This is a genomic window from Bradyrhizobium sp. (assembly GCF_052389815.1).
GTDB lineage: Bacteria > Pseudomonadota > Alphaproteobacteria > Rhizobiales > Xanthobacteraceae > Bradyrhizobium.
In genome coordinates this window covers 1-10230 of record NZ_JBQTHN010000248.1, presented here as the reverse complement: position 1 = coordinate 10230, position 10230 = coordinate 1, and the positions used below count along the sequence as shown (strand labels likewise).

The 10230-nt window shown below is 64.8% G+C and carries 10 protein-coding genes and 1 pseudogene; 4 read left to right on the top strand and 7 right to left on the bottom strand.

Annotated elements, in window-relative coordinates:
• Window positions 1–267, top strand: a pseudogene (locus ACT4OC_RS31610) (exodeoxyribonuclease III); the annotation flags it as partial.
• Between the two features lie 175 nt (window positions 268–442).
• Here the strand turns inward: ACT4OC_RS31610 and ACT4OC_RS31605 are convergent.
• Window positions 443–886, bottom strand: coding sequence for a cyclic nucleotide-binding domain-containing protein (locus tag ACT4OC_RS31605; RefSeq protein WP_444842993.1), 444 nt, complete (start codon window positions 884–886; stop codon window positions 443–445).
• Window positions 887–936: 50 nt separating this feature from the next.
• Window positions 937–1623, bottom strand: coding sequence for a response regulator transcription factor (locus tag ACT4OC_RS31600; protein ID WP_291616272.1), 687 nt, complete (start codon window positions 1621–1623; stop codon window positions 937–939).
• A gap of 236 nt (window positions 1624–1859) precedes the next feature.
• On the opposite strand from ACT4OC_RS31600, the gene ACT4OC_RS31595 reads away from it, so the two are divergent.
• Together ACT4OC_RS31595 and ACT4OC_RS31590 are read left to right on the top strand one after the other, a co-directional pair.
• Window positions 1860–2429 carry a L,D-transpeptidase family protein gene (locus ACT4OC_RS31595; RefSeq protein WP_444842992.1) on the top strand — a complete coding sequence of 190 codons (570 nt, stop codon included), beginning with the start codon at window positions 1860–1862 and terminating at the stop codon, window positions 2427–2429.
• A gap of 24 nt (window positions 2430–2453) precedes the next feature.
• Complete coding sequence (locus ACT4OC_RS31590; RefSeq protein ID WP_444842991.1) at window positions 2454–3239, top strand: 2-keto-4-pentenoate hydratase; 786 nt, start codon at window positions 2454–2456, stop codon at window positions 3237–3239.
• A 52-nt stretch (window positions 3240–3291) separates the two neighbouring features.
• Here the strand turns inward: ACT4OC_RS31590 and ACT4OC_RS31585 are convergent, their stop codons facing one another.
• Window positions 3292–3978 carry a YggS family pyridoxal phosphate-dependent enzyme gene (locus ACT4OC_RS31585; protein ID WP_444842990.1) on the bottom strand — a complete coding sequence of 229 codons (687 nt, stop codon included), beginning with the start codon at window positions 3976–3978 and terminating at the stop codon, window positions 3292–3294.
• 111 nt (window positions 3979–4089) lie between these two features.
• Here ACT4OC_RS31585 and ACT4OC_RS31580 point away from each other — a divergent pair, with 111 nt between their 5' ends.
• The gene (locus tag ACT4OC_RS31580; protein WP_444842989.1) at window positions 4090–5781 is read left to right on the top strand and encodes a diguanylate cyclase domain-containing protein; all 1692 of its coding nucleotides are present in this window, start codon (window positions 4090–4092) and stop codon (window positions 5779–5781) included.
• 135 nt (window positions 5782–5916) lie between these two features.
• Here ACT4OC_RS31580 and ACT4OC_RS31575 read toward each other — a convergent pair whose 3' ends face one another.
• Genes ACT4OC_RS31575 through ACT4OC_RS31560 form a run of 4 tightly spaced genes read right to left on the bottom strand, consistent with a single transcriptional unit; the run spans window position 5917 to window position 9903 of the window.
• Entirely contained in the window at window positions 5917–7236 is a 1320-nt protein-coding gene (locus tag ACT4OC_RS31575) for an ABC transporter substrate-binding protein (protein ID WP_444842988.1), read from the bottom strand.
• Window positions 7237–7247: 11 nt separating this feature from the next.
• Window positions 7248–8105, bottom strand: coding sequence for a carbohydrate ABC transporter permease (locus ACT4OC_RS31570; RefSeq protein WP_444842987.1), 858 nt, complete (start codon window positions 8103–8105; stop codon window positions 7248–7250).
• Complete coding sequence (locus ACT4OC_RS31565) at window positions 8102–9052, bottom strand: carbohydrate ABC transporter permease (RefSeq protein ID WP_444842986.1); 951 nt, start codon at window positions 9050–9052, stop codon at window positions 8102–8104. The genes ACT4OC_RS31570 and ACT4OC_RS31565 overlap by 4 nt, the downstream gene beginning before the upstream one ends.
• Window positions 9049–9903: a phosphodiesterase gene (locus tag ACT4OC_RS31560; RefSeq protein ID WP_444842985.1), complete on the bottom strand. Its 855-nt coding sequence runs from the start codon at window positions 9901–9903 to the stop codon at window positions 9049–9051. Before ACT4OC_RS31560 ends, ACT4OC_RS31565 begins: the two co-directional genes overlap by 4 nt.
• Window positions 9904–10230 lie beyond the last annotated feature (327 nt).

Below are 10230 nucleotides of genomic sequence, written 5' to 3'. Positions count from 1 at the left end.
GAGACGGAAAAGCTTCTCGCCGCTCAAAGCCACGGCGATTGGATCTACGTGGCGCGAGAAAAATTTCGGCTGTCGGATAAGTTCTAAACCTGGTTGAGATACCGCGCCGCCGACTGGACCGTCGGCGACCGCGGTCGCCGGCTCGACCACATCTGGGTGTCGCGAGCGCTCAAGGACAAGGTCGCCGACTTCCGCATCCTGCGCGATGCCCGCGGCTGGGCCCGCCCGTCCGACCACGTGCCGGTGACGGCGGTGCTGGAGGTGTAGCTCTCAACGTCGTCCCTGCGAACGCAGGGACCCATAACCACCGCCGTCGGTTTAGTGAAGGCAACCAACTCCAGCGCAAACAAGCGAGGCCGCGGCGTATGGGTCCCGGCTCGCGCGGAGCCTGTCATCGGGCGCGCATTCGCGCGACCCGTTGGCTTGGCCGGGACGACGGCCGCTACGTACTCAACTTCCCGCCCGCCATCAGGATGTCGCTGGCGATCTGGCTGGTGCGGGTGGCGAATTCGTCGCGCAGGCGACGCGCGGCGGCGGGGTCGCTTTCCAGCACGCGGGCGAACAGGCTGCGCGGGATGCGGATCACAGCGGAATGGTCGAGCGCGACGGCGGTCGAGGGCCGCTTCATCGCCACGACCAGCGCAAGCTCGCCGATCAGCGTGCCGGGGCCGGCGACGATCTCCGCGGAGATGCCGTCTTCGATGCGGAAGGCGCCGCGCTGGACCACGAAGCCGGCGTCGGCATCCTCGCCGGCGTTGAACAACACGTCGCCGCGGCCGAAATTGCGCAGCTCGGAGCCGATCGCGAGCATGCGCAAGGCCGCCGAACCCAGAAGGCGCAGGGTCGGCACGCGCTCCAGCAGGGCTACATCATCTTCGATCGACATGCAGGGCCGGTTTCACTACACGCGGATACGAATCGTGCAACCGAATCGTATCACGGCACCAGCTTGTAGCCACCGGCTTCCGTCACCAGGATCTCGGGATTGGCCGCATCCTTTTCGATCTTCTGGCGCAGCCGGTAGATGTGGGTTTCCAGCGTGTGGGTGGTGACGCCGGAATTGTAGCCCCAGACCTCCTGCAGCAGCGTCTCGCGCGACACCGGCTGCTGGCCGGCGCGGTAGAGGAAGCGCAGGATCGCGGTCTCCTTCTCGGTGAGCCGCACCTTCCGCGCATTTGCCGCGGTCAGCATCTTGGAACCGGGGCGGAAGCTGTAGGGGCCGACCGAGAACACGGCGTCCTCGCTCGCCTCGTGCTGGCGGAGCTGGGCGCGGATCCGCGCCAGCAGCACGGCGAAACGGAACGGCTTTGCGACGTAGTCATTGGCGCCGGATTCGAGGCCCAGGATGGTGTCCGAATCGGTATCGTGCCCGGTCAGCATGATGATCGGCGCCTTGAAGCCGCCCTTGCGCAGGGAGCGCACGACCTCGCGGCCGTCGGTATCGGGCAACCCCACATCCATCAGCACGAGATCAGGCGAATCGTTCTTGGCGGCGGTCGCGCCCTTGGCGCCGGTATCGACTGCGGAAGCCTCGAACTCGTCATGCAGCGACAATTGCTCGACCAGCGTGTCGCGCAAATCGGTGTCGTCATCCACAATCAATATCTTGCGGGCATTGGGCATCGGTACGATCCTTGAGGGGCGGGCAGCGGTCACAGGCGCGAGACGCCTGCAGCCGTTACGCAACTGAAAGCCGTCTGGTCTTCAGACCATTCGTGTTCAGGTAAGGGGCTGTTACAGATTCTCAAGCTGGGAGCCAGTCTACTCCAGATTCCCCGGCCTGTTTCGAGCATTGTTTTCGAACGCCGTGAAATAGAGCAATTTGCCGCAAGCTGGCAACCGGGGATTCGTCGAATCGCATGGGAAGTCACGATATTTCAATCACTTATCAGACAGGTCGCCGTGATCGGCCGCTGTCGTTCATTCGCGTCCGCGCGAGCGCCGGCGACCCTCGCCGGGGCTGGCTCACGGCCGATGGCCTGACCCTACCGGTCGCGCTCGGACGTGGCGGGATCAAGGCCAACAAGCGCGAGGGCGATGGCGGAACGCCCCGCGGCGTCTTCCGTCCCAAGCGGCTGTGGTGGCGGGCCGACCGTCACGTCCGCCCGACTACCTTCCTGGCCGTGCGCGCGATCCGCGCCGAGGATGCCTGGTGCGAGGATCCGGCCTCCCGTCATTACAATCGGGCGATCCGCCTTGCCCGGGGCGAAGCCGGGGACCGCTTGCGGCGGGAAGATCACCTCTACGACTTCATCGTCGAGATCGACCACAATTTCAGCCCCCGCATCGCCGGCCGCGGTAGCGCCGTGTTCCTGCATCTGGCGCGCGTCAACTTTTCGCCGACGGCAGGATGTATTTCGATGACGAGATCGGCCATGCTGCGGCTATTGCGAAGGATGGGTCCGCTGACGCGGATCGTGATTGGATGAAGCACATTTCGGGGACCACGGATTATGCTGGAAAGACATCAGGTGACGTCGGCGTCGCAGGCGCTGCATGAGAACTGGCGGGCGGGCACGAAGATAGCGGCGCTCGACGACTGGTATCGTCCGGTGAACCGCGCCGAGGGTTACGCGATCCAGGCCGCGATCGAGCGCTACTCCGCCACGCATCTGTTCGGCTGGAAGATCGCCGCCACCAGCGAGGCCGGACAGAAGCACATCAATGTCCCGGGACCCATGGCGGGCCGCATCCTCGCCGAGACCGTGATCCCCGACGGCGGAACGGCGTCGATGGCCGGCAACGAGATGGCCGTCGCCGAGCCCGAATTCGCCTTCCGCATGCGCGTGGACCTTCCGGCGCGCTCGACGCCGTACAGCATGCAGCAGGTGCTGGATGCCGTCGACACGCTGCATCCCGCCATCGAGATTCCCGATTCGCGTTTCGCCGACTTTGCCGGCGCCGGCGAAGCGCAATTGATCGCCGACAATGCCTGCGCGCATCTGTTCGTGCTGGGGCCGGCGACGACGGCGGACTGGCGGTCGATGGATCTGATCGAAGAGCGCCCGGTCATTGCGATGGCCGGCGAACGATTCATCGGCCATGGCAAGAACGTGCTCGGCGATCCCCGCGTCGCGCTGACCTGGCTCGCCAACGAACTGCGCCAGCTCGGCATCAATTTGAAAGCGGACCGCGTGGTCACCACAGGCACCTGCCACAAGCCGCTGCCGATCAAGGCCGGCGATTTCTGTGCCGTGGATTTCGGCGCGCTGGGCAAAGTGTCGGTGGGGTTTAGCTAGATCGTCATCGACGGCATTAGACCCTCATCCTGAGAGGGTGAGGATCTGGCACTCACCGATGCCCGAAGATCGCCGAGCCCACGCGCACATGCGTGGCGCCCAGCTGAATCGCGGTGGCGAAATCCGCGCTCATGCCCATCGAGAGATTCTTCAGGCCGTTGCGCGCGGCGATCTTGGCGGTCAGCGCGAAATGCGGCGCCGGCGCCTGGTCGACCGGCGGGATGCACATCAGCCCCGAAATCTCGAGGCCATACTTGTCGCGGCAGGCGGCGATGAAGGCGTCGGCCTCTTGCGGCGCGACGCCGGCCTTCTGCGGCTCCTCGCCGGTGTTGACCTGGACGAACAATTGCGGATGGCGGCCCTGGGATTTGATCTCCTTGGCTAACGCTTCGCAAATGCTCGGCCGGTCCACCGAATGGATCGCATCGAACAGCGCCACCGCCTCTTTTGCCTTGTTGGATTGCAACGGCCCGATCAGGTGCAAGACTAGGCCGGGATAGGCAGCCATCAGCGCCGGCCATTTCGCTTTGGCTTCCTGCACGCGATTTTCGCCGAACACGCGCTGTCCTTTCGCAATGACGGGCACGATGGCCTCCGCGCCGAAGGTCTTGGATACCGCTATCAGCGTCACCGAGGCACGGTCCCGCCCGAAATCCCTGCAGGCGCGCGCGATCTCCTGCTCCACGGCGGCCAGGCCGCTTGGTAAAGGCGCGGTTACCTCGCTCGTGTCTGACGTCATCGCCTCGCTCGCATCACCCGCCGTGCGGCGGGATTTCCTTGAATTTTACCAAGTTCGGGAAGGCCTTTTTGAACCCTTCCCGCTAGCTTGGCTCCGGGGACAGGGATGAACATGTCGCGCGTCGCATTCAGCCGCAAGAGGGTGAAACTCAAGAAACTGCTGGGTATACGGGCCCGGCTGGCGCTGCTTGCCCTGCTGCTGGTTGCGCCGCTGATGATGGAACGCGTCCGCTCGCTGGACGGGACGCGCGCCGCACAGCTCGCGCAGGCGACGCAAGAATTCCGCGAGCTCGCCGAGCGCACCGCCGAAACCCAGCGCGGGGTGATCGCCTCCGTCGCCACCGTCCTGAAATCGACCGCCTATGTCAGCGCCTCCGGCAGCATCGCCCGCTCCTGCGACGTCCTGCGGGCGAGCCTGCCGCACAACCTGCCCTGGATCCGCAACGTCATGGTGGTCGGCGGCGACGGCCGGGTGCAATGCTCGGTGATGAATGCACCTGTCGGCCTCGACATCAGCGACCGTCCCTATTTCAGGAAGGCGCGGGAAACCCGCGACTTCGTCTTCAGCGATTTCCTGATCGCCAGGAAGATCGACAAGCCGATGGTGATGGCAGCCTATCCCGTATCCGCCATCGATCCGCACCAGGAGTCCGTCGTCGTCGCCGGCGTCACGCTGGACTGGATGTCAAAAAGCATGACGCGGCTCTCCGGCCGTGCCGGCTTTACCGCCGTCATGATCGACGGCAAGGGAACCATTCTCGCCGCGCCCGACGACCTTGCCAGCCTGATCGGCCGCTCCATCGATACGCTTCCCGCGATGTCGGCGATCGCCGACAAGGCGCTGCTTTCGGATACGCCGGAAGGCTCGATGTCCTTTACCGCTACCGACGGCGCCAGGCGCGACGTCAGCTTCGTGCGCATTCGCGGCACGGAAGCGCGGCTGGTGATGAGCGTGGACGAGAGCAAGGTTACGGCGTCGATCGATCGCGACATCCGCACCGCTTACCTGCAGCTCGCTTTCGTCTGCCTGTTCGTGCTGCTGGGCGCGCTGATCGGCGCGGAGAAACTGCTGATCGAGCCGATCGAGACCATGACCGGCGTCGCCAAGCGCTTCGGCCGGGGCGAGCGGTCGGCCCGCGTCGCCCATGGCAGCCTGCCTTCCGAATTCGTGCCGCTGGCGCGCGCCTTCAACGCGATGGCGGCGCAGCTTTCCCAGCGTGAGCGCGAGATGCTGGCAACCAACGACCGCCTCACGGTGATGGCCTCCATCGACATGCTGTCGGGCCTGGCCAACCGCCGCGGCTTCCAGAGCCGGCTCGATTTCGAGTGGATGAAGGCGCAGCAACATCGCAGCGAGCTGTCGCTGCTGATGATCGACGTCGACCATTTCAAGCTTTACAACGACACCTACGGTCATCCGGAGGGCGATGCCTGCCTGACCAGGCTCGGCGAGACGCTGGCCGGGATCGCCGCCGACAATCTCGGCTTTGCCGCGCGCTATGGCGGCGAGGAATTCTGCCTGCTGCTGCCCAACACCGGCGCGCTGCGCGCCATGGAAGTCGGCGAGGCCGTGCGCGCGGCCATCCAGGACCTCGAGCTGCCGCACGCCACCTCGAGCCACAAGGCCGTCACCGTCTCCGTTGGCGTCGCCTGCACGCTGCCCAGCGACGTGGGCCGCCCCGGCGACCTTATCGAAGCTGCGGATGCCGCGCTGTATGCAGCCAAGCACCGCGGCCGCAATACGGTCGTCGAGCACGGCTTCGTGCGGCTGGTGGACGAAGCCGGCATGGCGCTGGCGGGGTGAGCCCCTTCGGGATCGTGGCGCCGCAGGCTGGTTCGCCTGGTTGGAATCCAGCGTGCGCACCGCAATTGTCGTAGCCAAACGCCTCGGCGCCCGGTGACGGGACGCCGAGGTCCGATGTCCTTGACTCCCGCCTACTCAGGGCAGCTTCAGTGCAGTCTCGGCGTTGTAGGGGTTGAGCAACCCGTCGGCCGCTTTCTGGGCGGCAGCCAGCGCTTCCTTCGGCTGCTTCTTGCCGTTCAACACCGCCATCACCTCGTCTTCGAGGGTCTTGCGCACCGGGACCGTCTTGTAGGTGGCGAACCAGGGTTTTGCGAAGTCGAGCTGATCGACGGCGGTCTTGGCATCCGGATTCTTGTTGAGGAACTCGATCATGTCCGGCGTCTTGTAGGCGCCCTTGTTCGGAGCGAAATAGCCGGTGGCCCGGCTCCACCATCCGCTCTTTTCAGGAGAGGTCATCCATTTGATCAGCGTCCAGGCGGCCTTCTGCTTGCCCGCTTCGAGGCCGGCCGGAACGATCAGCGAAGCGCCGCCGATCGGCACGGCGTTGCGGACGTTGCGCGGGATGAATGCCACTTTGTAGGGGAATTTGGCGTTGGCGCGCACGAAGGTGAGCGAACCGGTGGAGAGCATCATCATCGAGGCGTTGCCCGAGATGAACGACGTGCTCACGGCCGGCCCCGGCTGGGGGCCAGGCGGATGGACCTTGTGCTTGGCGACGAGATCGCCCCACCAGGTGAGCGCGCCGAGCATGGACGGCGTGTCGTAATAGACTTCGCCGCCGAACTCCTCGTTGTAGTAGCGCCCGCCATTGCTCATGGTCAGGGCTTCCATCATCCAGCCGCAATAGTCATAGGCGCAGGGGATCGCCAGGCCCCAGCGGGTCACCTTGTCGCCCTCGCGCCTGGTGAGCTTCTTGGCCCAATCGGTCACCTCGGCCCAGGTCTGCGGCAGTTTGTCCGGATCGAGCCCGGCTGCCTTGGCGTGCTCGGCGTTGATGTAGAGCAGCGGCGTCGAATTCTGGAACGGCACGCCATAGACCGAGCGGTTGATCACGGCGTTGCCGTGAAGCGCCGGAAAGAATTGGCCGAGAAACTGCTCCTTCGTCTGTCCGTCCGCGGCGATCAAGCCGTCGAGATTGGTCAGTTCGCTCTCGATCTGCATGTCGAGCAGGAAGTTGGCCGACATGATCACGGCGGAAGGCGGCTTGCCGGCCTTGATCGCTGCGCGCGTCTTGATCAGCGTTTCGTCATAGGAGCCGGTGTAGACAGCGGTCGCCTTGATGTCGGGATGGCCGTCGTTGAACTCCTTGATCAGTGTGCCCATGTCGCGGGCGAGCTTCCCGTCGACGGGGACGGGGAAGAACAGGTCGATCTCGGTCGGACCCTCGGCGAGGGCAGGAAGGGCAAGTGCCCCGGCCATGGCGAGGCCGAGCATGAGCCGGCGGGAAAACAGCATCGGAAGATCTCCTATTTGATGCCCGAGGTGACGAACGAACTGATGAAGCGCTTCTGGAAGATCAGGAAGGTGACAAGGAGCGGAGCGATCACGATCAACGTGCCGGCGGCGATGGTGCCCCAGGCCTGAGTGCCTTCCGCCGTGGCGGTGAAGACCGAAAGACCGACGGTGAGCGGACGCTTGTGCGGCGAGTTGATCACCATCAGCGGCCAGAGGAAGTCGTTCCAATGGCTGGTCACGGAGACGATGGCGAAGGCAGAAAAGCTCGGCAGCGAAAGCGGCACATAGATGTGACGGATGCGCTGGAGCACGCCCGCCCCGTCGATGTTCGCGGCGTCCTCGAGCTCGCGCGGGATCGCCTCGAACGCCTGCCGCATCAGGAAGGTGCCGAAAGCCGAGGCAAAGAAGGGCATCATCACGCCGGTCAGGGTGTCGTAGAGGCCGAGCTTCGCCACCAGCGTCAGGTTCGGCACGATCAGCAGTACCGGCACCAGCATCAGCTGCATCAGGAACAGGTAGAAGATCAGCGATTTTCCGGCGAAGGCCAGGCGCGCGAAGGCAAAGCCCGCGAGCGTCACCGTGACGAACTGCACGAGCAGGATACCCATGCATATGATCGTCGTGTTGAGGAAATAGAGGGGAAAATCGGCGATCTCCCACGCATCCCTGAAGTTTGCCAGGGTAGGCGAAAGGCTCGGCAGCAGGACCGCCATGGCGTTGATGCCGTCGGATGGCGGCCGGAGCGATGCGACCCCCATCCACAGGAAGGGAATGAGCCAAACGAGTGCGAGCAACACCACGAAGGCAAAGCCGAGTTTTGGCGTAATCTCGCCCCGTGTCGCGAGCGGCGCGTCCTTGAACAGCCTCATGGCCCGGCCTCCCGGTTCGCCAACGACCGGAAGGAGAGCGCGGTGAGGCTCATCAAGGCTGCGAGCGTCAGCAGCGTCGCGGCAGATGCCCTGCCCACGTCGTAATGCTCGACCGCCTGTTCGTAGATGTACAGCAACACGAGACTGGTCGCGTTCGATGGTCCGCCCTTGGTCATGACGAAGACGTGGTCGACCTGCGTCACGGCATTGAGACCGGCGATCACGGTGACGAACAGAAAGGTCGGGCGCAGCGCTGGCAGGATGATGTACCAGAGACGCTGGAATGGGCCGGCCCCGTCCAGATAGGCCGCTTCCATCGCGTCCTCAGGCACGGCCTGGAGCCCGGCGAGGAAGAACAGCATGTAGTAGCCGGCGTTCTTCCACACGGTGATCGCCATGATCGCGGCAAGAGCGATATCGGGATCGCCGAGCCAGTTCGGCAGCACGGGAAGCAGCCTGCCGATGTAGTAGTCGAGCAGCCCGACATTGGGCAGGAAGATGAACAGGAACAGCGCCGACGCGGCGACCAGCGGGATCAGCACGGGCAGGAACAGCGCGGCGCGCAGCACGCTGGTCACCGTATTGGTGCGTGACAGAGCGAGCGCCATCAGGAAAGCGAGCGCCATGCCAGGCACCACCGTGCCGACCCCATAGACGACGTTGTTCGTGACCGCGCCGGTGAAGGCCGGATCGGCGAGCACCGCGGCGATGTTATCGAGCCCGACGAAACGGCTCGGCGCCTTCGGGGTGGCGCGCTGGAAAAGCGCGTCGGAGATCACGCGTCCGACCGCACCATAGGTAAAGAGCGCCAGGAACACGAGCGAAGGCAGCAGCAGCAGATAGGCGGGGAGCGAAGCCTTTAGTCCGGCGGCAAACCGCCTCCCCACGTGAAGGCGCCGCGGCGCGGGCATCGCGACGGGCATCGCCGCGGGTTCAGCGAGGCTCATCTCGCGTCGCCGCAAAAGCTGAGGGCGTATTCGCGGTCCTCCATCCCCTCCGGGGCGGCGAAGGGAAAGCGCGGGTTCACGTCGAGGAAATCGTGGGTATGCACGACCAGCGTTTCGCGATCCACGAGCACCACGCCATAGGCTGGCGGTTCATGGCTCGCGAGATGATCGGCCGCGGGGTCGAGTTCGAACCAGACCTGATGATTGGTGCCACGCAAGGTGGAGAACGGAATCGTGCCATAGCTGCCGGACACCGGCCGGTGAACATGGCCGAAGAACAGATGGCGGATGCGCGCGCGATAGGGAGCGATCACCTCGGCAAACTCGCCGCTTTGCTTCAGCGCGATACTGTCCATCGCGTGGACCCCGACCGGAAACGGCGGATGGTGCATGAAGACCAAGAAGGGCATGTCGGCGGGCGCGTCGGCGAGTGACTTCTCGAGCCAGCCGAGGCGCTCGGCGCACATCTCTCCCGCGTGGCTGGTCTCGTCCAGCGTGTCGAGGAACACGCAGAGGCCGTGCTCGGTTTGCCGCGTTCCCTGAACGAAGCCGCTGGAATCGCGCGGCGCAGCCTTGAGCACGTCGGTGCACGTCGCCCTCCGGTCATGATTGCCAACCATGGCGATGTAGGGCATGTCGAGCCCCGCCATGGCCTCGGCGAAATTCACGTAGGCCTCGGCCTCGCCCCAATGGGTGAGATCGCCGGTCACGACGGCAAATGCCGCATCGGAGTGGTGCGCGTTGATACCGGCGATGGCGGCGTCCAGGCGCGCGCGGGGATCCAGGCCGTAGAGTCTCAGCCCCGGGCTCGCAAGATGCGTGTCGGTGAGGTGGATGAACTTGAATGGCATGGCGCGAGTGTCGGAACCGTCGAAGACCGGTCGTCTCCGGCAAGACGGCCTGTCAGGCGGTTAGAGCACGACTGTTTCAGATTGATGACAGCGATCGGCGCGGGAGCAGCCGGCGGGTCGGGTACGGCGAATCAGAATAGCCCGCCTCACAAAGTCGGCCATCCTCGCTGCTTCCGAATTTCGAAATACCCTCTTGACTCTTCCGCAAATCGGAACTATACGTCTCCCCAGCCCGTGCCACCGTGAGGGACGTTTCGCGATCGTCACGAAACGTGGTGCGGGTTGCGATGGGCCGCTTGCTGCGTCAGGTGCTTGCACCGGGCGAAA